Raw genomic sequence first — 21689 nt, forward strand, 5'->3', positions numbered from 1 at the left:
GGCACCGAGATGGTCATGCCCGGCGACAACATCACCGTCGATGTCGAGCTGATCGTGCCGATCGCCATGGAAGAGAAGCTGCGCTTCGCTATCCGTGAAGGTGGCCGTACCGTCGGCGCCGGCATCGTCGCTTCGATCAAAGAATAATCCGAATTAACGATCTGTCGCGGGCGGGAATACGCCCGCGCCGCGCCAGAACAAGGAAGTGACCATGAACGGACAGAATATCCGCATCCGCCTCAAGGCGTTTGACCACCGGGTTCTCGACGCTTCGACGCGTGAGATCGTGTCGACCGCGAAGCGCACCGGCGCCAATGTTCGCGGCCCGATTCCGCTGCCGACTCGGATCGAGAAGTTCACGGTGAATCGCTCACCGCACGTCGATAAGAAGAGCCGCGAGCAGTTCGAGATGCGCACGCACAAGCGTCTGCTGGACATCGTCGATCCGACCCCGCAGACCGTCGATGCTCTGATGAAGCTCGACCTCGCAGCAGGTGTCGACGTCGAAATCAAGCTCTAAGAGCTAACATGAGCCGCGCGAGCAGATCCAAACGGCTCCTCTGAAGGAAAACGAACCGATGCGTTCAGGTGTAATTGCACAGAAGGTGGGAATGACCCGCGTCTATAATGACGCTGGCGAGCATGTTCCCGTCACCGTTCTCCGCATGGAGAACTGCCAGGTCGTGGCACAGCTCACGAAAGAGAAGAATGGCTACACCGCCGTTCAGCTCGGCGTTGGCCTGGCCAAGGTGAAGAATACGACGAAGGCGATGCGCGGTCACTTCGCTGCCGCCTCCGTTGAGCCGAAGTCGAAGGTCGCGGAATTCCGCGTGTCCGCCGACAACATGCTCGATGTTGGCTCCGAGATCACTGTCGAGCATTACGTCCCCGGCCAGAAGGTCGATGTGACGGGCACGACGATCGGCAAGGGTTTCCAGGGCGTCATCAAGCGTCACCATTTCGGTGGTGGCCGTGCTACCCACGGTAACTCGGTTTCGCACCGTACCCACGGTTCGACTGGCCAGCGCCAGGATCCGGGCAAGGTGTTCAAGGGCAAGAAGATGGCCGGACACATGGGCGACGTTCGCGTCACCACCCAGAATGTCGAAGTTGTCTCGACCGACACCGATCGCGGTCTCATCCTGATCCGCGGTGCGGTTCCGGGTTCGAAGGGCGCTTGGATCCTGGTCCGCGACGCAGCCAAGATTGCGCTTCCGGCTAACGCTCCGAAGCCTGCTGGTATCCGCGCCGCCACGAAGAACGAGGCTCCGGCCACAGAGGGAGCGGAATAATGGATCTCAAGATCACCACGCTTGCAGGCATCGACGCCGGCAAGGTCCAGCTCTCGGAAGAGATCTTTGGTCTCGACCCGCGCGAAGACGTTCTCCAGCGCGTCGTGCGCTGGCAGCTCGCCAAGAAGCAGCAGGGCACGCACAAGGCCAAGGGTCGCGCCGAAATCGCGCGCACTGGCGCCAAGATGTACAAGCAGAAGGGTACGGGCCGTGCTCGTCACCATTCGGCACGCGCTCCGCAGTTCCGCGGCGGCGGCAAGGCCCACGGCCCGGTCGTTCGCAGCCACGAGCACGATCTTCCCAAGAAGGTCCGCGCCCTCGGCTTGAAGCACGCTCTGTCGGCCAAGGCTAAGACATCGAAACTGATCATCGTCGACGAGCTGACCCTCGCCGAAGGTAAGACGAAGGCACTGCTCGCGAATTTCGCGACGCTGGGCCTGACCAACGCCCTGGTGATCGGCGGTGCTGAGCTTGACGTCAACTTCAAGCGCGCAGCGACCAACATCCCGAACATCGACGTCCTGCCAATCCAGGGCATCAATGTTTACGACATTCTGCGCCGCGGCACGCTGGTCCTTTCGAAGGCCGCCGTCGAGGCTCTCGAGGAGCGCTTCAAATGATGGATCTCCGCCACTATGACGTGATCGTCTCTCCGGCGATCACCGAAAAGTCGACCATGGCTTCTGAAAACAACCAGGTCGTCTTCAACGTCGCCAAGAAGGCGAGCAAGCCCGAGATCAAGGCTGCCGTCGAAGCGCTGTTTGGCGTGAAGGTGACTGCTGTGAACACCCTGGTCCGCAAGGGCAAGGTGAAGCGCTTCCGCGGCACGATCGGCCGCCAGAGCGACGTCAAGAAGGCGGTAGTGACGCTGGCCGAAGGCCAGTCGATCGACGTCGCGACGGGTCTCTGAGCTAGGCCGCGAGGACAGGACAATGGCACTTAAGAAATTCAAGCCAATAACGCCGAGCACCCGTCAGCTGGTCATCGTCGACCGCTCGGGCCTCCACAAGGGCAAGCCCGTCAAGGGGCTGACCGAGGGCCTGACGAAGTCGGGCGGCCGCAACAACTACGGTCGCATCACGGCGCGCTTCATCGGCGGCGGTCACAAGCGTTCGTACCGCATCATCGACTTCAAGCGTCGCAAGTTCGACGTGGTCGGCACGGTCGAGCGTCTCGAATACGATCCGAACCGCACCGCCTTCATCGCGCTGATCAAGTACGACGATGGCGAGCTGAGCTACATCATTGCTCCGCAGCGTCTTCAGGCCGGCGACAAGATCATCGCTGGTGAGCAGGTCGACGTGAAGCCGGGCAACGCAATGCCGCTCGCTTCGATGCCGGTCGGCACGATCGTGCACAACATCGAACTGAAGCCCGGCAAGGGCGGCCAGGTTGCCCGTTCGGCTGGTGCTTACGCCCAGCTCGTCGGTCGCGACCAGGGCATGGCGATCCTTCGCCTCAACTCGGGTGAACAGCGCGTCGTCAGCGGTCTGTGCATCGCCACCGTCGGTGCCGTGTCCAATCCGGACCATGGCAACATCAACGATGGCAAGGCAGGCCGCACGGTCTGGCGTGGCAAGCGTCCGCACAATCGCGGCGTGACCATGAACCCGGTCGACCATCCGCACGGCGGTGGTGAAGGCCGCACCTCGGGCGGACGCCATCCGGTGTCGCCGTGGGGCAAGCCCACCAAGGGCAAGAAGACGCGGTCCAACAAGGCGACCGACAAGTTCATCCTGCGCTCGCGCCATCAGCGCAAGAGCTAAGAAGAGGTAACGCCAGTGACTCGTTCAGTCTGGAAAGGCCCGTTCATTGACGGCTATCTGCTCAAGAAAGCAGAAAAGGTTCGTGAAGGCGGTCGCAATGAGGTGATCAAGATGTGGAGCCGCCGCTCCACTGTCCTGCCGCAGTTCGTCGGCCTCACCTTCGGTGTCTACAACGGCCAGAAGCACGTCCCGGTCTCGGTGAACGAGGACATGGTCGGCCACAAGTTCGGTGAGTTCGCTCCCACCAGGACCTACTACGGTCACGGCGCGGACAAGAAGGCAAAGAGGAAGTAACATGGGCAAGGCCAAAGCTCCGCGCAGGCTTGCTGACAACGAGGCACGTGCGGTACTCCGTACGATCCGGGTCAGCCCGCAGAAGCTCAACCTCGTTGCCGCGCTTATCCGCGGCAAGAAGGTAGCGACCGCGCTTTCAGATCTGGAATTTTCGCGCAAGCGCATCTCCGAAACGGTTAAAAAGACCCTCGAATCGGCTATTGCCAACGCGGAAAACAATCACGACCTCGATGTCGATGCGTTGGTAGTGGCGGAAGCCTATGTCGGCAAGTCGATCGTCATGAAGCGTTTCCACGCTCGTGGCCGTGGTCGCGCCAGCCGCATCGAGAAGCCGTTTTCGCACCTCACGATCGTTGTTCGTGAAGTCGAAGAGAAAGGGGAGGCCGCATAATGGGCCAGAAAATCAATCCTATTGGTCTCCGCCTCGGCATCAACCGCACCTGGGACTCGCGCTGGTATGCAAACACCGGCGAATACGGCCAGCTGCTTCACGAAGACATCAAGATCCGCAAGTATCTTGAGAACGAACTGAAGCAGGCCGCGATCTCCAAGGTCGTGATCGAGCGTCCGCACAAGAAGTGCCGCGTGACCATTCACGCAGCACGTCCGGGCCTGATCATCGGCAAGAAGGGCGCCGACATCGAAAAGCTTCGCAAGAAGCTAATGGAGATGACGAAGTCCGAGACGCACCTCAACATCGTCGAGGTTCGCAAGCCCGAGACGGACGCTACGCTGGTCGCTCAGTCGATCGCGCAGCAGCTCGAGCGCCGCATTGCCTTCCGTCGCGCCATGAAGCGCGCGGTGCAGTCGGCGATGCGCCTCGGCGCCGAGGGCATTCGTATCAACTGCTCGGGCCGTCTCGGCGGTGCCGAAATCGCTCGTATGGAGTGGTATCGCGAAGGTCGCGTTCCGCTGCACACCCTGCGCGCCGATGTCGACTACGGCACGGCTGAAGCCAAGACTGCCTACGGTATCTGCGGCGTCAAGGTCTGGGTGTTCAAGGGCGAGATCCTCGAGCACGATCCGATGGCTTCAGAGCGTCGCGCAACCGAAGGCGATCATTCGCATGCTAGCGACCGCCCAGGCGGCCGCCGTCGCGAAAACGCCTGACACGCATAGGAATTTGGAGTTAGAACGATGCTGCAGCCAAAGCGCACAAAGTTCCGTAAGCAGTTCAAGGGCCGCATCCACGGCACCGCGAAGGGTGGCACCAACCTGGATTTCGGCGGCTTCGGACTGAAGGCGCTTGAGCCAAACCGCGTCACCGCGCGTGAGATCGAGGCGGCCCGCCGCGCGATCACCCGCGAAATGAAACGTCAGGGCCGCGTCTGGATCCGTATTTTCCCAGATGTGCCGGTCACGTCGAAGCCGACCGAAGTCCGCATGGGTAAGGGTAAGGGCGCCGTCGACTACTGGGCATGCCGCATCAAGCCAGGTCGCGTGATGTTCGAGATCGATGGTGTCTCCGAGGAAGTGGCGCGTGAAGCGCTGCGGCTCGGCGCTGCCAAGCTCTCGGTCAGGACGCGCTTCGTTCAGCGCATCGCAGAATAAGGAAGGGCTGATCATGAAAGCCTCAGACGTCAGGACGAAGACCCAGGACCAGCTCACTGACGAGCTCGCCAGCCTCAAGAAGGAGCAGTTCAACCTGCGCTTCCAGAAGGCGACCGGTCAGCTGGAAAAGACGGCGCGCGTGAAACAAGTTCGTAAGGACATCGCGCGTATCAAGACCATCGCCGCCGAAAAATCGGCCGGCAAGAAGGCTTAAGGACGAAAACCATGCCAAAGCGCATCCTGCAGGGTACGGTCGTCAGCGACAAGAACGAGAAGACGGTCGTCGTCAAGGTCGAGCGTCGCTTCACGCACCCGGTGATGAAGAAGACCGTGCGTATGTCGAAGAACTACAAGGCGCACGACGAAAACAACGCCCACAAGGTGGGCGATCAGGTGTCTATCCAGGAATCGAAGCCGATTTCCAAGGATAAGCGCTGGGTCGTCATCTCCGCCGACCAGGCGTAACAACGAATTTTGGACAAGCCGGGGAGGGCGGTAGCCCATCCCGTTAGAGAAGAAGAAGGCGGCCAGTCATGATTCAGATGCAAACAAACCTCGACGTCGCGGACAATTCCGGCGCCCGTCGTGTCATGTGCATCAAGGTGCTGGGCGGCTCGAAGCGGAAGTATGCTTCTGTTGGCGACATCATCGTGGTGTCGATCAAGGAAGCCATTCCGCGCGGCCGCGTAAAGAAGGGTGATGTGATGAAGGCGGTCGTGGTTCGCACGGCCAAGGACATTCGTCGCCCGGACGGCAGCGTGATCCGTTTCGACAAGAACGCGGCCGTTCTTGTCGATAACAAGAAAGAACCTATCGGCACGCGTATCTTCGGGCCGGTTCCGCGCGAACTCCGCGCCAAGAACCACATGAAGATCATCTCGCTCGCGCCCGAAGTGCTGTAAGGAGCCGGAACAATGCAGAAGATCCGTAAAGGCGACAAGGTTGTCGTTCTGACCGGCAAGGACAAGGGCCGCACTGGCGAAGTGCTGTCTGTCCAGCCGAAGGAAGACAAGGCACTTGTCCGTGGCGTGAACATGATCCGCCGCCACCAGAAGCAGTCCCAGACCCAAGAGGGCGGGATTATCACCAAAGAAGCGCCGATCCACCTGTCGAACCTCGCGCTCACCGACCCCAAGGATGGCAAGCCGACCCGCGTCGGTTTCCAGGTCCAGAAGGACGGCACGAAGGTGCGCGTCGCCAAGCGCTCGGGAGAAGTCATCAATGGCTAATGCAACCATCGAGCCGCGTCTGAAGAAGGTCTACAAAGAGACCATCCGTCAGGCGATGCAGGAGCAGTTCAAGTACGACAACGTGATGCAGATCCCGCGCATCGACAAGATCGTGCTCAACATGGGTATCGGCGAAGCCACTGCGGACTCCAAGAAGCCCGCAGCTGCCGCTGAAGACCTGGCGATGATCGCTGGCCAGAAGCCGGTTGTGACCCGCGCCCGCAAGTCGATCGCCGGCTTCAAGGTGCGTGAGCACATGCCGATAGGCGCCAAGGTGACGCTCCGCCAGGAACGCATGTATGAGTTTCTTGACCGTCTGGTGAACATCGCACTGCCGCGCGTTCGCGATTTTCGCGGTCTGAACCCAAAAAGCTTTGACGGCCGTGGCAATTACGCTATGGGCATCAAGGAACACATCGTGTTCCCCGAGATCAATTACGACAAGGTTGATCAGATCTGGGGCATGGACATCATCGTTTGCACGACCGCCAGGACGGACGAAGAGGCACGGGCTCTGCTCAAGGCCTTCAACTTCCCCTTCCGGCAGTAACGGCAGCGAGCAAAGGAAAAATCTGAAATGGCAAAAACCAGCTCAGTCGAAAAGAACAACCGGCGCCGCAAGCTTGTCGACCAGTTCGCTGCAAAGCGTAAGGCCCTCAAGGATGTGATCATGGATCAGTCCAAGCCGATCGAGGAACGCTTCCGCGCGCAGCTCAAGCTCGCCGCGCTGCCGCGCAACTCGGCTAAGACCCGTGTCCGTAACCGCTGCGAAATTACCGGCCGTCCGCGTGCCTACTATCGCAAGCTTAAGATGTCGCGTATCGCGCTTCGTGATCTGGGCTCGACGGGAGCAATCCCCGGCCTGGTCAAGTCGAGCTGGTAAGGAGCATTTGATATGTCTTTGAGTGATCCTCTCGGCGATATGCTGACCCGCATCCGCAACGCCTATGGCCGCAAGAAGTCGACTGTGTCGACGCCTGCGTCCAGGCTGCGCGCCCGTGTTCTCGACGTGCTGAAGTCGGAAGGCTATATCCGCGACTACAGCCAGACCGATTTCGAAAACGGCAAGTCCGAGATCGAAATCGAGCTGAAGTACTTCGACGGCCAGCCGGTGATTCGCGAAATCGCGCGTGTCTCCAAGCCCGGTCGCCGCGTCTACGTCTCGTCCAAGTCGATTCCGCCGGTCGCCAATGGCCTCGGCATCTCGATCCTTTCGACTCCGAAGGGCGTGATGGCCGACCACGAAGCGCGCGAACAGAACGTCGGCGGGGAAATCCTCTGCCAGATATTCTGATCTGCGTAGGCTGAAACAAGAAAGGCACGAGGACTATGTCTCGTATTGGCAAGAAACCCGTTCAGCTTCCGCAGGGCGTCACCGCCGCCGTCGACGGACAGACCGTCACGGCGAAGGGCCCCAAGGGCGAGCTGAAGTTCGTGGTCAACAATGAAGTTCTGGTCTCGATGGAGAATGGCGAGATTGCCGTTCAGCCACGCGATCAGTCGAAGGACGCGCGCTCCAAGTGGGGCATGTCGCGGACGCAGATCGTTAACATCCTGACGGGTGTTAAGGACGGCTTCGAAAAGAAGCTCGAGATCACCGGCGTCGGTTACCGTGCAACGCTCCAGGGCAAGAACCTGCAGCTCGCACTTGGCTTCAGCCATGACGTCGTCTACCAGACTCCGGAAGGCATCACCATTACGGTGCCGAAGCCGACCGAAATCGTGGTCAACGGCATCAACAAGCAGCAGGTTGGCCAGGTCGCCGCCGAGATCCGCGAATATCGTGGTCCGGAGCCCTACAAGGGCAAGGGCGTCCGCTATGCAGGCGAGAAGATCGTCCGCAAAGAAGGCAAGAAGAAGTAATTATAACGCCGCGGTGCGCGGTCGCGGGAAGCATTTCAGCTTACCGCAGATGGCCGCGCCCGTTTCAGAAGGCAAGGAACCACTATCATGGCTTCGAAAGAAACCACTCTGCGCCGTTCGGCGCGCATCCGCCGCCAGATCAAGAAGGTCGCCAACGGCCGCCCGCGTCTGTCGGTCCATCGCACGTCGAAGAACATCTATGTTCAGGTTATCGACGACGCCAATGGCAAGACGCTCGCAGCCGCTTCGACCCTCGAGAAGGATCTCAAGGGCACGCTGAAGACCGGTGCTGACACTGCTGCCGCGACTGCGGTTGGCAAGCTGATCGCTGAGCGCGCTTCGAAGGCCGGCATCAAGGATGTCGTTTTCGATCGTGGCGCCTACATCTATCACGGCCGCATCAAGGCGCTTGCCGAAGCTGCCCGTGAAGGTGGCCTCAACTTCTGATGCAGTTTACGGCGTAGCGCGTGGCGCTGCGCCGCATCACTGACCAGTTGCAATCGATCCGGCGACGTTATAGACGCCGGATTTAGTTTTTAACCCCCGTGCTTCCGGAAAAAAATAAGGATAGGAATATGGCACAAGAACGTAGGGAAGGTGGTCGCGACCGTAGCCGTGACCGCGAAGAGCGCGACAGCGAATTCGTCGATAAGCTCGTCCACATCAACCGTGTTGCCAAGGTCGTCAAGGGCGGCCGGCGTTTCGGTTTTGCAGCACTCGTCGTTGTTGGCGACCAGAAGGGCCGCGTTGGCTTTGGTCACGGCAAGGCGCGCGAAGTGCCGGAAGCGATCCGCAAGGCAACCGAATCGGCCAAGCGCGACATGATTTTCGTGCCGCTCCGCTCGGGCCGTACGCTGCACCACGATGTCGAAGGCCGTTGGGGCGCTGGTCGCGTTCTGCTGCGCTCTGCCAAGCAGGGTACCGGCATCATCGCCGGCGGTCCTATGCGCGCTGTCTTTGAGACGCTCGGCATGCACGACGTCGTCGCCAAGTCGATGGGTTCGTCGAACCCCTACAACATGGTGCGCGCGACCTTCGATGCGCTGAAGAGCCAGATGCATCCCAAGGATGTGGCTGCACAGCGCGGCATCAAGTATTCGACGCTTCAGGCCCGCCGCGGCACCGCCGTTGCGGCTGAAGAATAGTCGCTCGAGCTGACCAGGGACAATGACCATGGCCAAGAAAGCAACCAAGACCGTCACCGTCGAGCAGATCGGTAGCCCGATCCGCCGGCCGAAAGAACAGCGTGCCACGCTGGTCGGCCTCGGCCTCAACAAGATGCATCGCAAGCGCACCTTGGAGGATACTCCTTCCGTGCGCGGCATGATCGCAGCTGTCCAGCATCTCGTCCGCGTTGTGGACGAGGCGTAGGCCGATCGCAGGAGATAGAAGATGAAACTCAACGATCTGCGTGACAACGCCGGCGCTACCCACTCCAAGAAGCGTCTTGGCCGTGGTATCGGCTCCGGATCCGGCAAGACCGGCGGTCGTGGCGTCAAGGGCCAGAAGGCTCGTTCGGGCGTCGCGATCAACGGCTTCGAGGGTGGCCAGATGCCGCTCTATCGTCGCCTGCCGAAGCGCGGCTTCACCAACATCTTTGCGAAGAGCTACGTCACCGTTTCGCTGGCCCGTATCCAGGTCGCGATCGATGCCAAGAAGCTCGACGTGAAAGAGACCGTGACGGCGGAAGTCCTCGTCAAGGCCGGCGTGATTCGCCGCGTCAAGGACGGTGTCCGCATCCTCGGCGACGGCGAACTCACGGCCAAGGTGGCCTTTGACGTTGCTGGCGCTTCCAAGCCGGCGATCGAAAAGATCGAAAAGGCTGGAGGATCGGTGAAGCTGCCGGAAGTGGCAGCCGCCGAGTAAAAGGCTTTGCAAAGTAAGCGGCGGTAGAGATACCGCCGCTTGCATGTTTGCCGTCCGAAGCCTATCTCGTGGCTTCGGTGACACGCGCCGCGCCCATCGCGGCTTTCGGCGTGACCAAGCGGAGTACCCTGAATGGCATCGGCTGCTGAACAACTAGCATCCAATCTGAATTTCGCAGCCTTCGCCAAGGCCGAAGATCTTAAGAAACGCATCTGGTTTACGCTCGGCGCGCTTTTGGTCTATCGCCTCGGTACCTACATTCCGCTTCCTGGAATCAATCCCGAAGCGTTCGCCCAGGCTTTCACCCAGCAGAGCCGCGGCGTTCTTGGCATTTTCAACATGTTCGCCGGCGGCGCCGTGCAGCGCATGGCGATCTTTGCCCTCGGCATCATGCCCTACATCTCCGCCTCCATCATCATGCAGCTCATGACGTCGGTCGTTCCGTCGCTTGAAGCGCTGAAGAAGGAAGGCGAGCAGGGCCGCAAGGTCATCAACCAGTACACCCGCTATGGCACCGTGCTTCTGGCGCTCGTCCAGGCCTATGGCATTTCAGCCGGCCTTGAAGGCGGCAACGGCATCGTCACCGATCCGGGCATGTTCTTCCGCGCCTCGACGGTCATTACGCTTGTCGGCGGCACCATGTTCCTGATGTGGCTGGGCGAGCAGATCACCGCACGCGGCATCGGCAACGGCATTTCGCTGATCATTTTCGCTGGCATCGTCGCAGGTCTTCCGAGCGCCATCAGCGGTACGCTGGAACTCGGCCGCACCGGAGCTCTGTCGACTGGCCTGATTCTCGCGATCATCGTGCTTGCGATCGTCGTCATCGCGGTGATCGTGTTCTTCGAGCGCGCCCAGCGCCGCCTTCTGATCCAGTATCCGAAGCGCCAGGTCGGCAACCGCATGTTCCAGGGCGACACTTCGCACCTGCCGCTCAAGCTCAACACCGCTGGCGTCATTCCTCCGATCTTCGCGTCGTCGCTGCTGCTGTTGCCGGCAACCGTCGCGGGCTTCTCGAACACCGCCACGCTGCCCGGCTGGGTGAGCACGATGATGTCGGCGCTCGGCCATGGCCAGCCGCTCTACATGCTGCTCTACGCGGCGATGATCGTCTTCTTTGCCTTCTTCTACACGGCGATCGTGTTCAACCCGAAGGACACCGCAGATCAGCTGAAGAAGCATTCGGGCTTCATTCCCGGCTATCGCCCAGGCGAGCGCACCGCGGAATATATCGACTACGTGCTGACCCGCGTCACCGTCATCGGCGCTGCCTATCTCGTCGTCATCTGCTTGATGCCCGAGTTCCTGATTTCGGCAACCGGCGTTCCGTTCTACCTTGGTGGTACTTCGCTTCTGATCGTGGTCAATGTAACGCTTGATACTGTGGCGCAGATTCAGGGTCACCTGATCGCCCATCAGTATGAAGGGCTGATCAAGAAGTCGAAGCTCCGTGGAGGTAAGAGGGGAAGATGAAGCTGATATTGCTTGGGCCGCCGGGAGCGGGCAAGGGGACACAAGCGCAACGACTGGTCGAGAAGCATGGCATTCCGCAATTGTCGACTGGCGACATGCTGCGGGCTGCGGTGAAAGCTGAAACTGAAGTTGGCAAGCGCGCCAAGTCGGTGATGGATGCCGGCGAGCTCGTCTCGGACGAGATCGTCAACGCGATCGTGGCTGAACGCATTGACCAGGAAGACTGTGCCCAGGGGTTCATTCTCGATGGTTATCCGCGCACGCTGGCCCAGGCCGACGCCGTCGCCGACATGCTGGCCGAACGCGGCATGCAGCTCGACGTGGTCATCGAACTCGCTGTTGACGACAAGGCCCTTATCGGCCGGATCCTGAAGCGTGCGGAGGAGGCGAGGGCCGCTGGCCAGCCGGTACGCAAGGATGACAATGCCGAGGTGTTCGAAGAACGGCTGCGCGAGTACTACAAAAAAACCGCGCCGCTGATCGGCTACTACTACGCCAACGACCTGTTGAAACAGGTCGACGGCATGGCTGATATGGACGAGGTGACCGCGCAGATCGAAGCGATCCTCGCGGATGCCACACACTAAAACAGCACTCGTGCTTGACTGGCGGGCCGTACTGGAGTATGGCGGCCCGTCTTCCATTCAGGCATGATGGTGTTTGCCCATAGGGCGCATAGTCGCATTGATACGGAAAACCCGCATGGGCCGGCCTCCACCGGACGCGGGGCAACTTAGAGCGCCGGCATTGTCCGGCCCAAATGGAGTGGTAAATATGGCTCGTATAGCCGGCGTAAATATTCCGACCAACAAGCGCGTTGTGATCTCGCTTCAGTACATTCACGGCATTGGCAAGAAGTTCGCCCAGGAGATCGTCGAGAAGGTCGGTATCCCGGCTGAACGTCGCGTCAACCAGCTGACCGATGCTGAAGTTCTGGCGATCCGCGAGACGATCGACCGCGACTATCAGGTCGAAGGCGATCTGCGTCGCGAAGTTTCGATCAACATCAAGCGCCTGATGGATCTCGGCTGCTACCGCGGCCTGCGTCACCGTCGTTCGCTTCCGGTCCGCGGCCAGCGCACGCATACCAATGCGCGCACCCGTAAGGGCCCGGCCAAGGCGATTGCCGGCAAGAAGAAGTAATTTCGTATCACCGGCGGGTTTCGGCCCGCCGGTTTTCGCCTTTTGTGGGCGGGTGTTCGGCCTGACACCTTAAATGCAGGCTGGTGTAGCCGCTGGCATTACGGCGGTGAAGAGATCAACTGAAAGGACTACTATGGCTAAGGAAGCCGGCCGCGTTCGCCGTCGCGAACGCAAGAACATCTCGTCGGGCGTTGCCCACGTCAATTCGACCTTCAACAACACCATGATCACCATCTCGGACGCACAGGGCAACACGATTGCCTGGTCGTCGGCTGGTGCGCAGGGCTTCAAGGGTTCGCGTAAGTCGACCCCGTTCGCAGCCCAGATGGCTGCTGAAGACGTTGCCAAGAAGGCACAGGAACACGGCATGCGTATGCTCGAGGTCGAGGTTTGCGGTCCGGGTTCGGGTCGTGAGTCGGCACTGCGCGCGCTCCAGGCTGCTGGTTTCACGATTACGTCGATCCGCGACGTGACGCCGATCCCGCACAATGGCTGCCGCCCGCGCAAGAAGCGTCGCGTCTAATATTTCACTCCGCGCGAGCGCCTTGTGCGCTCGTTTGCGGTTTCCAGGTCGCCCGTCACGATTGGATGGTGTCGGGCTAACGGAAGGAAGCGAATATGATCCAGAAAAACTGGCAGGAACTGATCAAGCCAAACAAGATCGAGTTCTCGTCCAAGAAGAAGACGCTGACCACGCTGGTCGCCGAGCCGCTGGAGCGTGGCTTCGGCCTGACGCTCGGCAATGCCCTGCGCCGCGTGCTGTTGTCGTCGCTTCGTGGCGCGGCCGTTACTGCCGTGCAGATCGACGGCGTGCTGCATGAGTTCTCGTCCATCGGCGGCGTTCGCGAGGACGTCACCGACATCGTGCTCAACATCAAGGAAATCGCCATCCGCATGGAAGGCGACGGCCCGAAGCGCATGGTCGTTCGCAAGCAGGGCCCCGGTGCCGTGCTCGCTGGCGACATCCAGACTGTTGGCGACGTCGAGATCCTGAACCCCGACCACGTGATCTGCACGCTCGATGAGGGCGCGGAGATCCGTATGGAGTTCACCGTTGACACCGGCAAGGGCTATGTGCCAGCTGACCGCAACCGCGCTGAAGATGCTCCGATCGGTCTCATTCCGGTCGACAGCCTCTACTCGCCGGTCAAGCGGGTTTCGTACAAGGTCGAGAACACCCGCGAGGGCCAGGTTCTGGACTACGACAAGCTGACCATGACCATCGAGACCGACGGTTCGATCACCGGTGAGGACGCAGTCGCATTTGCTGCTCGCATCTTGCAGGACCAGCTTGCACTGTTCGTCAACTTCGACGAGCCGCAGAAGGAAGTTGCAGCCGAGGCCGTCACGGAGCTCGCCTTCAACCCGGCGCTGCTCAAGAAGGTCGACGAGTTGGAGCTTTCGGTCCGCTCGGCCAACTGCCTCAAGAACGACAACATCGTTTACATCGGCGACCTGATCCAGAAGACGGAAGCCGAGATGCTGCGTACGCCGAACTTCGGCCGCAAGTCGCTCAACGAGATCAAGGAAGTTCTGGCTGCAATGGGTCTGCACCTCGGTATGGAAGTGCAGGACTGGCCGCCGGAAAACATCGAAGACCTCGCCAAGCGATACGAAGACCAGTACTAAGAAGACTAGTCGAGCATGGTTCCGAGGACCGGATATTCCGGTCCGACGGCCTTGCGGAAAACCATCAGAGGCCGTGGCCTCTTGAACAACTGAAATAAGGAAAAGAGCCATGCGCCACGGTTTCAAAGGCCGCCGCTTCTCACGCAGCGTAAGCCACCGCAAGTCCATGTTCGCCAACCTCTCGGTCTCGCTGATCGAGCACGAGCAGATCGTGACCACGCTCGAAAAGGCGAAGGACCTGCGTCCAATCGTCGAGAAGCTGGTGACGCTCGGCAAGCGCGGCGACCTGCATGCCCGCCGCCAGGTGATCGCCCAGATCGGCAACGAGGACGTCGTGAAGCGTCTGTTCGACGTCGTCGCGCCGCGTTACGCCACCCGCAACGGCGGTTACCTGCGTATCATGAAGGCCGGCTTCCGCCGCGGTGACAACGCCGCCATGGCAGTCATCGAGTTCGTCGATCGCGACACCTCGGCCAAGGGTGCCGGCGACCGCGTTCGCCTCGAAGCCGAAGCTGCAAACGACGCCGAAGCCGCATAAGCTTTCCGCACGTTTGTTTTGAACCGAAGGGGCCCTCTGGGCCCCTTTTGTTTTGGGCACTCGCTCCGTGTTGCAGCGGTTCTTTCGCGTCTCGCGCCAACTATGCGGAAATAACCGCTTTCGAGCGCATACAGCCTTTCAATTTGCACAATCGTCACGACAATGGCGGCGACTTATGCGTTGGAGGATTCGCCATGCGTGCGAAACGATATTTGCTGCTCGCTTTGTGCGCCAGTTTGGCGATTGCTGGCGGTGCCGTTGCCCAGGAAGCGGCGAAGAAGCCGGTCGAGGACCCAGGCCTGTCGGATGTGCTGACTGATCTGCTGAACGGCGGCAAGGCCGATGTTGGAGCGCTTACGCCTGACCGCCGCGTGCCGTTCGGCCGCGAAGCGATGCAACTTTCGTTTGCGCCGCTGGTCAAGGAAACGGCTGCGGCCGTGGTCAACGTCTACGCCTCCAAGCAGGTGAAGGTGCGTTCGCCATTTGACGGTGATCCGTTCTTCGAACAGTTTTTCGGCGGTGGTGGCCCGCGCAATCGTTCGTCGCTCGGCTCGGGCGTTCTTGTCGATCCAAGCGGCATCATCGTCACCAACAACCACGTCGTCCAGGACGCCGATGAGGTGAAGGTGGCGCTGTCGGATGGCCGTGAATTCACCAGCAAGGTTTTGCTCAAGGACGACACGCTCGATCTCGCGGTGCTGAAGATCGATTCCGACAAGCCGTTCCAGACGATCGCCATTGGTGATTCCGACGCGCTGCAGGTCGGCGACCTGGTACTCGCCATGGGCAATCCCTTCGGCGTCGGCCAGACAACGACCAGCGGCATCGTCTCGGCACTTGCCCGCACGCATATCGGCGTCTCCGATTCCGGCTTCTTCATCCAGACCGATGCGGCGATCAACCCGGGCAATTCCGGCGGTGCGCTGATCAATATGGGCGGCCAGCTCGTTGGCATCAACACGGCGATCTTCAGCCGCTCCGGCGGCTCGATCGGCATCGGCTTTGCCATTCCCTCCAACATGGTGCGCGCCTTCACCGAGGCCGCCAAGGGCGGCGCGGAATTCTTCGAACGGCCCTTCATCGGCGCCTCGTTCGAGCCGGTAACGCCCCAGATCGCCGAGTCGCTCGGCATGGATCATCCGTCGGGCGCACTGATTTCGTCGGTTGACGAGAACGGCCCCGCCGCACGCGCGGGGCTCAAGCCCGGCGACGTCGTGCTGCAGTTCAACGGTGCCGCGATCGAGCATATGGAGGCGCTCGACTATCGCCTGGCGACCCAGCCTATCGGCGGCAAGGCAACGCTGTCGGTGCTGAGCAAGGGCGAGGAGAAATCCATCGAAGTGGCCCTTGAACGAGCGCCGGAAGGTGCAAGCTCGAACGAGGTGCTGCTGCGCGGTCGCAGCCCGTTTGCGGGTGCAAAGGTTGCCGAGCTGTCGCCGCGGCTGGCCCAGCGCCTGCGTGTTGCAACCGACACCAAGGGTGTCGCCATTGTCGGTATCGACGGCGGCTCGCCGGCTGCCGGTTTTGGCTTCCAGCCGGGCGATATCGTGCGCGAGGTCAACGGTGAGGTCATCGACACTGCCGAGAAGCTGAAGCAGCTTGCCGAGGTGGACACGCGCTGGTGGCGGTTTACCGTCGAGCGCGACGGCCGCATCATGCGCCAGATGCTGCGTTATTGAGTGCACCGGGGCTGTGGCGGGAAAGATGGCAGATAGCCGAACCGTCGGGAGGGTGACCTTTTGAGTTCCCTTTTCGACGAGTCTGTTCCGCGTCCGCTTGCCGAGACGTTACGCCCGCAACGCATCAGTGAGGTCATCGGACAGGACCATCTGCTCGGGCCCGACGGCCCGATCGGGCGCATGATCAAGTCCAAAAAGGTGTCCTCATTCATTCTCTGGGGACCGCCTGGCGTCGGCAAGACAACGATTGCGAGGCTTGTCGCCAAGGAAGTCGGCCTCGATTTCGTGCAGCTTTCGGCCGTGCTTTCCGGCGTTGCTGATCTGCGCAAGGTCGTCGATGCCGCCAAGCAGCTCCGCGGCGGGGCAGGGCGGCAGACAGTGGTCTTCGTCGACGAGCTGCACCGCTTCAACAGGACTACCCAGGACGCGCTTCTGCCGCATGTCGAGGACGGGACCATCGTCCTGATCGGCGCAACGACTGAAAATCCAAGCTTCAGCCTGGTGGCAGCCTTGTTGTCGCGTGCCAAGGTCTACACGCTCAAGCGCTTCGAAAAAGAAGACCTTGCCATCCTGGCCGAGCGCGCTGAAGCCCATTCCGGCAAGAAGCTGCCGCTCGACGCTGCCGCGCGCGACACGCTGCTTACCATGGCCGACGGTGACGGGCGCTATCTGATTGGGCTCTGCGAGGAGTTGCTCGCGCTTCCCGCTGGCACAATGCTGGACGTCGCAGGGTTGGCCGAAACCGTCCAGAAGCGGGCGCCAGTCTACGACAAGGGGCAGGAAGAGCACTACAACATGCTCAGCTGCTTCCATAAAAGCCTTCGCGGCAGCGATGTTCAGGCGGCACTTTATTGGGCCGCGCGCATGGTGATCGGCGGCGAAGCCCCTGGCACGATTTTTCGTCGTCTTGCCTGTGCTGCCTCGGAAGATGTCGGCATGGCCGACCCGCAGGCGATGCCGCAGGTCGTGGCCGCCTGGACCGCGTTCGAGCGGGTAGGGTGGCCGGAGGGTCGCCTGTTCATGGCTCAGGCGATCACCTATGTGGCAACAGCGCCCAAGTCGAACGCCTCTTATATGGGGTTCAACCAGGCGATCGCGCTTGCTCAGCAGACCGGCTCCCTAGCGCCGCCCAAACATATCCTCAATGCGCCGACCAAGCTGATGAAGGAACTCGGCTACCACGACGGCTACAAATACGATCACGATTATCCCGACGCATTTTCGGGACAGGAGTTCCTTCCCGAAGAACTGGCCGGTCCCAACCGCCCGGAGTTCTACGCTCCCAACGAGCGCGGCTTTGAGCGGGACATCAAGAAGCGGCTGGAATTCTGGAGTAAACGGCGCCACGAGCGCGGCGAATAACCTTCCAAGCCTTGCCAAGGCGGGCATGCTGATTTCTGCCTTAAATTGCAAAATATCTATTGCAAAAAAATGCAAGCATACATACGTAACCGTTACGGCAGTGTCGTAGAAGGTTGAAAGGACGTATGATGATGCAGAAACCCGACGTGACGGCCTTCTTCGATCCGCGGACGTTTTCAGTCCAGTATGTGGTTGCCGATCCGGCATCGAAGAAATGCGCGATCATTGACCCGGTTCTCGATTTTGACGAGAAGTCCGGCGCCACGGCGACCACCAATGCCGACCGCATTCTCGATTTCGTTGAGCAGCAGGGGCTTACAGTCGAGTGGATTCTCGACACGCATCCTCATGCCGACCATTTTTCGGCGGCCCGCTATCTGAAGGCCAGGACCGGCGCGCCGACTGCCATCGGCGAGCACGTCGTCGATGTGCAGCAGCTCTGGAAGGGTATCTACGATTGGCCGGAATTGGCGTCCGACGGCTCGCAATGGGACAGGCTGTTCGCCGCAGGCGAGACGTTCAAGATCGGCGAATTGGCTGCAAAGGTGCTTTTTTCGCCTGGGCATACGCTTGCCTCGATCACCTATTTGATCGGCGACGCGGCCTTTGTGCATGACACGCTGTTCATGCCCGACAGCGGCACCGCGCGGGCTGACTTTCCCGGCGGCAGCGCTAATGTGCTTTGGGCCTCGATCCAGCAAATCTTGTCGTTGCCCGACGACATCAGGCTGTTCACTGGTCATGACTATCAGCCCGGCGGCCGCGAGCCGAGATGGGAAAGCACGGTCGGCGAGCAGAAGGCGCAAAACACGCATATGTCGAGATATTTGACGGAGGCCGAGTTTGTCGCAGTCCGAGAGGCACGCGACAGGACGCTGCCGATGCCGAAGCTCATCCTTCATGCGCTGCAGATCAACATCAATGGCGGTCGCCTGCCAGAGCCCGAAAGCAATGGCAGGCGCTACCTGAAATTCCCGCTCGATGCGCTTGAAGGCGCGAACTGGGGTTGAACGGATGAACCAGGTACCAACCAAATCAGTTGCTGAACTGCTCGAACGGGCCGGGGAGGCGTCGGAGTTTCTCAAGAAACTCGCCAACCCCAACCGACTGATGATCGTCTGTGCATTGGTGGATGGCGAGCGCTCGGTGCGCGATCTCGAAGACAGCCTTGGCATTCGCCAGCCGGGACTGTCGCAGCAGATCGCGGAACTGCGCGAAGCTGGCCTCATCGTCGGGCGCAAGGAATCGAAATCCGTCTTCTATCGCCTCGCCGACGAGCGTGTGAGCGCGGTCGTGTCGCTGCTCTACCGGATGTTCTGCGCGCCGAACACCGAGACAATTCCGAACGAAAGCAAGAATGATGACTGAATTCACGCCCATAGCGTCCACCATAGGTGGCATCCTGATCGGCTTATCGGCCGTCCTGCTGATGGCCTGGGAAGGGCGCATTGCCGGCATTAGTGGCATTTCAAGCCGCCTGTTGCCGCCCTATTTTGACGGTGCCTTCCTGTCGCGCCTGGGCTTCGTTCTGGGCCTTGTGGCAGCACCTCTGATCTATCTGCTGGTGACCGGCGACGAGGTACTTCAGAGCGTTTCATCCAATCTGCCGCTGATGGCCATAGCCGGCCTTCTGGTTGGCTTCGGCTCGGTCTACGGCAATGGCTGCACAAGCGGGCACGGCGTTTGCGGGCTGTCGCGGCTTTCCGTCCGCTCGCTCGTTGCGACGGTCATCTTCATGGCCACTGCCTTTGCCACTGTCTTCATCGTCCGGCACGCATTGGGAGCCTGACCATGTCCTTTATCGTCAATCTCGCGCTCGGTCTTCTGTTCGGCATCGGACTTGTTGTTTCTGGCATGTCTGATCCGGCAAAAGTGCTGAATTTTCTCGACCTGTTCGGTAGCTGGGATCCGTCGCTCACCTTTGTCATGGGTGGTGCCGTCATCACCGCGTTCTTTGGCTACCGCTTGGTGCTGAAGCGCGACAAGCCGGTCGCGGCCGCTTCGTTCCATCTGCCTGCCAGCAACGCAATCGACAGTCGTATCCTGATCGGCCCGGCGATTTTCGGCATCGGCTGGGGACTGGGCGGTTTTTGCCCGGGTCCAGCGCTCACGGCTACAATGCTGGGAGCTGCCGGCACCTATGCCTTCTTGCCGATGATGTTTGTCGGCATGTGGCTGGCCAGAATGGTCTCCGCGAGGAAAACAGCCGCAGTAGCCTGATCGGCGAATACTAGACGCCGTTCTGGGGTCGGGAACCTCTCAAACAATCAGATCGGAAGGATCGGGACCATGTTTCTGGAACCCGTTCAATATGCATTGGGTGCAGCTTCGGGTGGGCTTGTAGGCCTCAGCCTCGGACTTTTCGGTGGCGGCGGCTCGATCCTGGCAGTCCCATTGATGGTCTATCTCGTCGGTGTGCCGAGCGCCCATGTCGCGATCGGCACCAGCGCGGTTTCGGTCGCCGCCAACGCCTTGACCGGGCTGGCAAGCCACGCCCGCAGCGGCACTGTCAAATGGCGTTGTGCGGCCACATACAGTGTCGCCGGTGTGCTAGGCGCCTTCTTCGGTTCGTCGCTCGGCAAGGCACTTGATGGTCAGCGCCTCCTGCTCCTTTTCGCCACCCTCATGTTGGTTGTCGGTGCATTGATGTTTCGTCGCCGCGACGACGCTGGCGATCCGGAGGCACGTTGTACGCGCGACAACGCGCCCAAGGTCCTGGGCTTTGGCGGCAGCACCGGGCTGCTGTCCGGTTTCTTCGGGATCGGGGGAGGGTTTCTTATCGTCCCTGGGTTGATGGCATCGACGGGAATGCCAATGATCAATGCCATCGGCTCGTCTCTTGTCGCCGTTGCCGCATTTGGCCTGACTACGGCGTTTTCTTATGCCCTATCCGGTCTGGTCGACTGGCCGCTGGCCTTGGTCTTCATCGCTGGCGGCATTGCCGGCGGCTTCGGCGGTTCGCAGTTCGCGTTCATGCTGCAGAAGCGCAAGGGCGCGCTCAACATGCTTTTCGCCGTAATGATCATGGCCGTGGCCGGCTATATGGTTTGGCGTAATGTGCAGGGTATCTAATATGAAGGGTGCGACGGGCAGGGGAGGTTTCAGGTTAGCTTGCGGAAGGTACTGAACTGGAAAAGCTGCACACTGTCCCAAGGCGTCTTGTGCTCGTGGCGGCGGGCGTCGATCAGTTCAAAGCTGCTGCCCAGAAGCTTGCCGATGCTGTCGGCGTCGTGCCTGATGATCGGCAGCCCACTGCATTTCTCAGGCCCGTCTGGCGCGAATGTGCCGATGATCGCATGGCCGCCGGGCTTCAGGGTGTGTGTCACAACGGCGGCATAAGCTGCCTGATCGGCTGGGTCGGTGAGGAAGTGGAATGCCGCGCGATCGTGCCAGATGTCGTAGCCGCGGTCTGGGTGCCAGGCCATCACGTCGCTGCGGATCCAGGTGACGCGACTGGCGGCCGGTCCGAGGCGTGCGCGGTCGGCATCAAGTGCGGCTTGGGAGATGTCAAGCACGGTGACGTCGCCATAGCCTCGGTCGATCAAGGCGTCGACAAGATGCGACGCGCCGGCGCCGATATCGACGATGGCCGCGTCAGGCGTAGCACCGGCAAGATCGAGCAGCGTCAGTGACGGCTCGGGCGTCTGCTGAAACCAGCTGACCTGATCTTCCGTCTTGGCTCGATAGATGGCTTCCCAATGAGAGGCCCGGTCATCGCTCACAGCACGCTCCAGTCGTCCTGACGTGTCCAGCCATTTTGCACGGTTTAGACGTCAAAGGGGACAAGGATTGGTGATCCCAACAGGCGTATCAGTTGTGGCGGCAAGGTTGGAATGTCCGCTCGGACGCAAAGTTGAAATGTCACTTTCTGCCAAAGCGCACGACAATCAGCCCCGTTCTGACCGGCTGGTTGGGGTTGCAAGGGCAGAGCGGGGCGGGTGGATGATCCACCCATCGGCTTTAGCTTTGAGATTGTTGGGTCAGCCAATCATTCCGCGGCATCG

General features: G+C 60.6%; 36 protein-coding genes. 35 read left to right on the forward strand and 1 reads right to left on the reverse strand.

Annotation, left to right across the window (positions count from 1 at the left end; all coding sequences use genetic code 11):
- The 35 genes from AC1DLV_RS29200 to AC1DLV_RS29370 all read left to right on the forward strand — a co-directional run.
- The coding region (locus tag AC1DLV_RS29200; protein WP_476836328.1) for an EF-Tu C-terminal domain-related protein at positions 1-147 on the forward strand (147 nt) is incomplete at its 5' end.
- A 64-nt stretch (positions 148-211) separates the two neighbouring features.
- Positions 212-520: a 30S ribosomal protein S10 gene (gene rpsJ / locus AC1DLV_RS29205; RefSeq protein WP_006205468.1), complete on the forward strand. Its 309-nt coding sequence runs from the start codon at positions 212-214 to the stop codon at positions 518-520.
- Between the two features lie 58 nt (positions 521-578).
- Positions 579-1292: a 50S ribosomal protein L3 gene (rplC, locus tag AC1DLV_RS29210; protein ID WP_476789714.1), complete on the forward strand. Its 714-nt coding sequence runs from the start codon at positions 579-581 to the stop codon at positions 1290-1292.
- The gene (rplD, locus tag AC1DLV_RS29215; protein ID WP_476783322.1) at positions 1292-1912 is read left to right on the forward strand and encodes a 50S ribosomal protein L4; all 621 of its coding nucleotides are present in this window, start codon (positions 1292-1294) and stop codon (positions 1910-1912) included. Before rplC ends, rplD begins: the two co-directional genes overlap by 1 nt.
- Complete coding sequence (locus tag AC1DLV_RS29220) at positions 1909-2202, forward strand: 50S ribosomal protein L23 (RefSeq protein ID WP_476783321.1); 294 nt, start codon at positions 1909-1911, stop codon at positions 2200-2202. The genes rplD and AC1DLV_RS29220 overlap by 4 nt, the downstream gene beginning before the upstream one ends.
- Positions 2203-2224: 22 nt before the next feature.
- A complete protein-coding gene (gene rplB / locus AC1DLV_RS29225; protein WP_476783320.1) occupies positions 2225-3058 on the forward strand; it encodes a 50S ribosomal protein L2 in 834 nt (277 codons plus the stop codon).
- Positions 3059-3073: 15 nt separating this feature from the next.
- Positions 3074-3352, forward strand: coding sequence for a 30S ribosomal protein S19 (gene rpsS, locus AC1DLV_RS29230; protein ID WP_055976414.1), 279 nt, complete (start codon positions 3074-3076; stop codon positions 3350-3352).
- Position 3353: 1 nt separating this feature from the next.
- Positions 3354-3743, forward strand: a complete 390-nt coding sequence (gene rplV / locus AC1DLV_RS29235) for a 50S ribosomal protein L22 (RefSeq protein ID WP_476803513.1) — start codon at positions 3354-3356, stop codon at positions 3741-3743.
- Positions 3743-4462 (forward strand): 30S ribosomal protein S3, encoded by a 720-nt coding sequence (rpsC, locus tag AC1DLV_RS29240; protein WP_476783318.1) that lies wholly within the window; start codon positions 3743-3745, stop codon positions 4460-4462. Before rplV ends, rpsC begins: the two co-directional genes overlap by 1 nt.
- 27 nt (positions 4463-4489) lie before the next feature.
- Positions 4490-4903 (forward strand): 50S ribosomal protein L16, encoded by a 414-nt coding sequence (rplP, locus tag AC1DLV_RS29245; RefSeq protein WP_055976423.1) that lies wholly within the window; start codon positions 4490-4492, stop codon positions 4901-4903.
- A gap of 13 nt (positions 4904-4916) precedes the next feature.
- Positions 4917-5117, forward strand: coding sequence for a 50S ribosomal protein L29 (gene rpmC, locus AC1DLV_RS29250; RefSeq protein ID WP_395446937.1), 201 nt, complete (start codon positions 4917-4919; stop codon positions 5115-5117).
- Between the two features lie 11 nt (positions 5118-5128).
- Complete coding sequence (gene rpsQ, locus AC1DLV_RS29255) at positions 5129-5368, forward strand: 30S ribosomal protein S17 (RefSeq protein ID WP_476783317.1); 240 nt, start codon at positions 5129-5131, stop codon at positions 5366-5368.
- A gap of 68 nt (positions 5369-5436) precedes the next feature.
- Positions 5437-5805, forward strand: a complete 369-nt coding sequence (gene rplN, locus AC1DLV_RS29260; RefSeq protein ID WP_006205457.1) for a 50S ribosomal protein L14 — start codon at positions 5437-5439, stop codon at positions 5803-5805.
- A 12-nt stretch (positions 5806-5817) separates the two neighbouring features.
- The gene (gene rplX, locus AC1DLV_RS29265; protein ID WP_476789388.1) at positions 5818-6132 is read left to right on the forward strand and encodes a 50S ribosomal protein L24; all 315 of its coding nucleotides are present in this window, start codon (positions 5818-5820) and stop codon (positions 6130-6132) included.
- Positions 6125-6682: a 50S ribosomal protein L5 gene (gene rplE / locus AC1DLV_RS29270; protein ID WP_476803512.1), complete on the forward strand. Its 558-nt coding sequence runs from the start codon at positions 6125-6127 to the stop codon at positions 6680-6682. Before rplX ends, rplE begins: the two co-directional genes overlap by 8 nt.
- A gap of 27 nt (positions 6683-6709) precedes the next feature.
- Positions 6710-7015, forward strand: a complete 306-nt coding sequence (gene rpsN, locus AC1DLV_RS29275; RefSeq protein WP_476803511.1) for a 30S ribosomal protein S14 — start codon at positions 6710-6712, stop codon at positions 7013-7015.
- 12 nt (positions 7016-7027) lie between these two features.
- Complete coding sequence (gene rpsH, locus AC1DLV_RS29280; RefSeq protein ID WP_055976439.1) at positions 7028-7426, forward strand: 30S ribosomal protein S8; 399 nt, start codon at positions 7028-7030, stop codon at positions 7424-7426.
- Between the two features lie 35 nt (positions 7427-7461).
- Entirely contained in the window at positions 7462-7995 is a 534-nt protein-coding gene (gene rplF, locus AC1DLV_RS29285) for a 50S ribosomal protein L6 (RefSeq protein ID WP_476783313.1), read from the forward strand.
- A gap of 87 nt (positions 7996-8082) precedes the next feature.
- Positions 8083-8442 (forward strand): 50S ribosomal protein L18, encoded by a 360-nt coding sequence (rplR, locus tag AC1DLV_RS29290; RefSeq protein ID WP_476783312.1) that lies wholly within the window; start codon positions 8083-8085, stop codon positions 8440-8442.
- A gap of 128 nt (positions 8443-8570) precedes the next feature.
- On the forward strand, positions 8571-9140 hold the full coding sequence (gene rpsE, locus AC1DLV_RS29295; protein WP_067961902.1) for a 30S ribosomal protein S5: 570 nt from the start codon (positions 8571-8573) through the stop codon (positions 9138-9140).
- Between the two features lie 28 nt (positions 9141-9168).
- Positions 9169-9366, forward strand: coding sequence for a 50S ribosomal protein L30 (gene rpmD, locus AC1DLV_RS29300; RefSeq protein WP_476783311.1), 198 nt, complete (start codon positions 9169-9171; stop codon positions 9364-9366).
- Positions 9367-9387: 21 nt separating this feature from the next.
- Positions 9388-9861 carry a 50S ribosomal protein L15 gene (gene rplO, locus AC1DLV_RS29305; protein WP_476783310.1) on the forward strand — a complete coding sequence of 158 codons (474 nt, stop codon included), beginning with the start codon at positions 9388-9390 and terminating at the stop codon, positions 9859-9861.
- A 132-nt stretch (positions 9862-9993) separates the two neighbouring features.
- The gene (gene secY / locus AC1DLV_RS29310; protein ID WP_476783309.1) at positions 9994-11334 is read left to right on the forward strand and encodes a preprotein translocase subunit SecY; all 1341 of its coding nucleotides are present in this window, start codon (positions 9994-9996) and stop codon (positions 11332-11334) included.
- Positions 11331-11921: an adenylate kinase gene (locus AC1DLV_RS29315; RefSeq protein ID WP_476783308.1), complete on the forward strand. Its 591-nt coding sequence runs from the start codon at positions 11331-11333 to the stop codon at positions 11919-11921. Before secY ends, AC1DLV_RS29315 begins: the two co-directional genes overlap by 4 nt.
- Positions 11922-12108: 187 nt before the next feature.
- On the forward strand, positions 12109-12477 hold the full coding sequence (rpsM, locus tag AC1DLV_RS29320) for a 30S ribosomal protein S13 (RefSeq protein ID WP_108608175.1): 369 nt from the start codon (positions 12109-12111) through the stop codon (positions 12475-12477).
- 133 nt (positions 12478-12610) lie between these two features.
- Positions 12611-13000 carry a 30S ribosomal protein S11 gene (gene rpsK / locus AC1DLV_RS29325; RefSeq protein WP_184774718.1) on the forward strand — a complete coding sequence of 130 codons (390 nt, stop codon included), beginning with the start codon at positions 12611-12613 and terminating at the stop codon, positions 12998-13000.
- Between the two features lie 95 nt (positions 13001-13095).
- Entirely contained in the window at positions 13096-14106 is a 1011-nt protein-coding gene (locus AC1DLV_RS29330) for a DNA-directed RNA polymerase subunit alpha (RefSeq protein ID WP_476789386.1), read from the forward strand.
- A gap of 109 nt (positions 14107-14215) precedes the next feature.
- Positions 14216-14644, forward strand: a complete 429-nt coding sequence (rplQ, locus tag AC1DLV_RS29335; RefSeq protein WP_476803510.1) for a 50S ribosomal protein L17 — start codon at positions 14216-14218, stop codon at positions 14642-14644.
- Positions 14645-14838: 194 nt separating this feature from the next.
- Positions 14839-16323, forward strand: coding sequence for a DegQ family serine endoprotease (locus AC1DLV_RS29340; protein ID WP_476803509.1), 1485 nt, complete (start codon positions 14839-14841; stop codon positions 16321-16323).
- Between the two features lie 60 nt (positions 16324-16383).
- Positions 16384-17685, forward strand: a complete 1302-nt coding sequence (locus AC1DLV_RS29345; RefSeq protein WP_476803508.1) for a replication-associated recombination protein A — start codon at positions 16384-16386, stop codon at positions 17683-17685.
- A 128-nt stretch (positions 17686-17813) separates the two neighbouring features.
- The gene (locus AC1DLV_RS29350) at positions 17814-18695 is read left to right on the forward strand and encodes an MBL fold metallo-hydrolase (RefSeq protein ID WP_476803507.1); all 882 of its coding nucleotides are present in this window, start codon (positions 17814-17816) and stop codon (positions 18693-18695) included.
- A 4-nt stretch (positions 18696-18699) separates the two neighbouring features.
- The gene (locus AC1DLV_RS29355) at positions 18700-19053 is read left to right on the forward strand and encodes an ArsR/SmtB family transcription factor (RefSeq protein ID WP_476803506.1); all 354 of its coding nucleotides are present in this window, start codon (positions 18700-18702) and stop codon (positions 19051-19053) included.
- Positions 19046-19474: a YeeE/YedE family protein gene (locus tag AC1DLV_RS29360; protein ID WP_476803514.1), complete on the forward strand. Its 429-nt coding sequence runs from the start codon at positions 19046-19048 to the stop codon at positions 19472-19474. The genes AC1DLV_RS29355 and AC1DLV_RS29360 overlap by 8 nt, the downstream gene beginning before the upstream one ends.
- A gap of 2 nt (positions 19475-19476) precedes the next feature.
- On the forward strand, positions 19477-19905 hold the full coding sequence (locus AC1DLV_RS29365; protein ID WP_476803505.1) for a DUF6691 family protein: 429 nt from the start codon (positions 19477-19479) through the stop codon (positions 19903-19905).
- Positions 19906-19974: 69 nt separating this feature from the next.
- Positions 19975-20757, forward strand: a complete 783-nt coding sequence (locus tag AC1DLV_RS29370) for a sulfite exporter TauE/SafE family protein (RefSeq protein WP_476803504.1) — start codon at positions 19975-19977, stop codon at positions 20755-20757.
- A 29-nt stretch (positions 20758-20786) separates the two neighbouring features.
- Here the strand turns inward: AC1DLV_RS29370 and AC1DLV_RS29375 are convergent, their stop codons facing one another.
- Positions 20787-21407 (reverse strand): class I SAM-dependent methyltransferase, encoded by a 621-nt coding sequence (locus tag AC1DLV_RS29375; RefSeq protein ID WP_476803503.1) that lies wholly within the window; start codon positions 21405-21407, stop codon positions 20787-20789.
- Positions 21408-21689: the final 282 nt, after the last annotated feature.

Source organism: Aminobacter sp. 01T433 (genome assembly GCF_056398585.1).

What these genes read in the sequence shown, in the direction of transcription:
- rplV (WP_476803513.1), top strand. Translation starts at nt 3,354, where the DNA reads ATGGGCAAGGCCAAAGCTCCGCGCAGGCTTGCTGACAACGAGGCACGT.
- rpmC (WP_395446937.1), top strand. Translation starts at nt 4,917, where the DNA reads ATGAAAGCCTCAGACGTCAGGACGAAGACCCAGGACCAGCTCACTGAC.
- rpsK (WP_184774718.1), top strand. Translation starts at nt 12,611, where the DNA reads ATGGCTAAGGAAGCCGGCCGCGTTCGCCGTCGCGAACGCAAGAACATC.
- rpsC (WP_476783318.1), top strand. Translation starts at nt 3,743, where the DNA reads ATGGGCCAGAAAATCAATCCTATTGGTCTCCGCCTCGGCATCAACCGC.
- rplP (WP_055976423.1), top strand. Translation starts at nt 4,490, where the DNA reads ATGCTGCAGCCAAAGCGCACAAAGTTCCGTAAGCAGTTCAAGGGCCGC.
- rplR (WP_476783312.1), top strand. Translation starts at nt 8,083, where the DNA reads ATGGCTTCGAAAGAAACCACTCTGCGCCGTTCGGCGCGCATCCGCCGC.
- rplF (WP_476783313.1), top strand. Translation starts at nt 7,462, where the DNA reads ATGTCTCGTATTGGCAAGAAACCCGTTCAGCTTCCGCAGGGCGTCACC.
- rplC (WP_476789714.1), top strand. Translation starts at nt 579, where the DNA reads ATGCGTTCAGGTGTAATTGCACAGAAGGTGGGAATGACCCGCGTCTAT.
- rplE (WP_476803512.1), top strand. Translation starts at nt 6,125, where the DNA reads ATGGCTAATGCAACCATCGAGCCGCGTCTGAAGAAGGTCTACAAAGAG.
- AC1DLV_RS29355 (WP_476803506.1), top strand. Translation starts at nt 18,700, where the DNA reads ATGAACCAGGTACCAACCAAATCAGTTGCTGAACTGCTCGAACGGGCC.
- rplN (WP_006205457.1), top strand. Translation starts at nt 5,437, where the DNA reads ATGATTCAGATGCAAACAAACCTCGACGTCGCGGACAATTCCGGCGCC.
- AC1DLV_RS29315 (WP_476783308.1), top strand. Translation starts at nt 11,331, where the DNA reads ATGAAGCTGATATTGCTTGGGCCGCCGGGAGCGGGCAAGGGGACACAA.
- AC1DLV_RS29330 (WP_476789386.1), top strand. Translation starts at nt 13,096, where the DNA reads ATGATCCAGAAAAACTGGCAGGAACTGATCAAGCCAAACAAGATCGAG.
- AC1DLV_RS29340 (WP_476803509.1), top strand. Translation starts at nt 14,839, where the DNA reads ATGCGTGCGAAACGATATTTGCTGCTCGCTTTGTGCGCCAGTTTGGCG.
- rpsH (WP_055976439.1), top strand. Translation starts at nt 7,028, where the DNA reads ATGTCTTTGAGTGATCCTCTCGGCGATATGCTGACCCGCATCCGCAAC.
- rplO (WP_476783310.1), top strand. Translation starts at nt 9,388, where the DNA reads ATGAAACTCAACGATCTGCGTGACAACGCCGGCGCTACCCACTCCAAG.
- AC1DLV_RS29370 (WP_476803504.1), top strand. Translation starts at nt 19,975, where the DNA reads ATGTTTCTGGAACCCGTTCAATATGCATTGGGTGCAGCTTCGGGTGGG.
- rpsM (WP_108608175.1), top strand. Translation starts at nt 12,109, where the DNA reads ATGGCTCGTATAGCCGGCGTAAATATTCCGACCAACAAGCGCGTTGTG.
- rplX (WP_476789388.1), top strand. Translation starts at nt 5,818, where the DNA reads ATGCAGAAGATCCGTAAAGGCGACAAGGTTGTCGTTCTGACCGGCAAG.
- rplQ (WP_476803510.1), top strand. Translation starts at nt 14,216, where the DNA reads ATGCGCCACGGTTTCAAAGGCCGCCGCTTCTCACGCAGCGTAAGCCAC.
- rpsJ (WP_006205468.1), top strand. Translation starts at nt 212, where the DNA reads ATGAACGGACAGAATATCCGCATCCGCCTCAAGGCGTTTGACCACCGG.
- rpmD (WP_476783311.1), top strand. Translation starts at nt 9,169, where the DNA reads ATGGCCAAGAAAGCAACCAAGACCGTCACCGTCGAGCAGATCGGTAGC.
- rpsQ (WP_476783317.1), top strand. Translation starts at nt 5,129, where the DNA reads ATGCCAAAGCGCATCCTGCAGGGTACGGTCGTCAGCGACAAGAACGAG.
- rplB (WP_476783320.1), top strand. Translation starts at nt 2,225, where the DNA reads ATGGCACTTAAGAAATTCAAGCCAATAACGCCGAGCACCCGTCAGCTG.
- AC1DLV_RS29350 (WP_476803507.1), top strand. Translation starts at nt 17,814, where the DNA reads ATGATGCAGAAACCCGACGTGACGGCCTTCTTCGATCCGCGGACGTTT.
- rpsN (WP_476803511.1), top strand. Translation starts at nt 6,710, where the DNA reads ATGGCAAAAACCAGCTCAGTCGAAAAGAACAACCGGCGCCGCAAGCTT.
- rplD (WP_476783322.1), top strand. Translation starts at nt 1,292, where the DNA reads ATGGATCTCAAGATCACCACGCTTGCAGGCATCGACGCCGGCAAGGTC.
- AC1DLV_RS29220 (WP_476783321.1), top strand. Translation starts at nt 1,909, where the DNA reads ATGATGGATCTCCGCCACTATGACGTGATCGTCTCTCCGGCGATCACC.
- rpsE (WP_067961902.1), top strand. Translation starts at nt 8,571, where the DNA reads ATGGCACAAGAACGTAGGGAAGGTGGTCGCGACCGTAGCCGTGACCGC.
- AC1DLV_RS29360 (WP_476803514.1), top strand. Translation starts at nt 19,046, where the DNA reads ATGACTGAATTCACGCCCATAGCGTCCACCATAGGTGGCATCCTGATC.
- AC1DLV_RS29365 (WP_476803505.1), top strand. Translation starts at nt 19,477, where the DNA reads ATGTCCTTTATCGTCAATCTCGCGCTCGGTCTTCTGTTCGGCATCGGA.
- secY (WP_476783309.1), top strand. Translation starts at nt 9,994, where the DNA reads ATGGCATCGGCTGCTGAACAACTAGCATCCAATCTGAATTTCGCAGCC.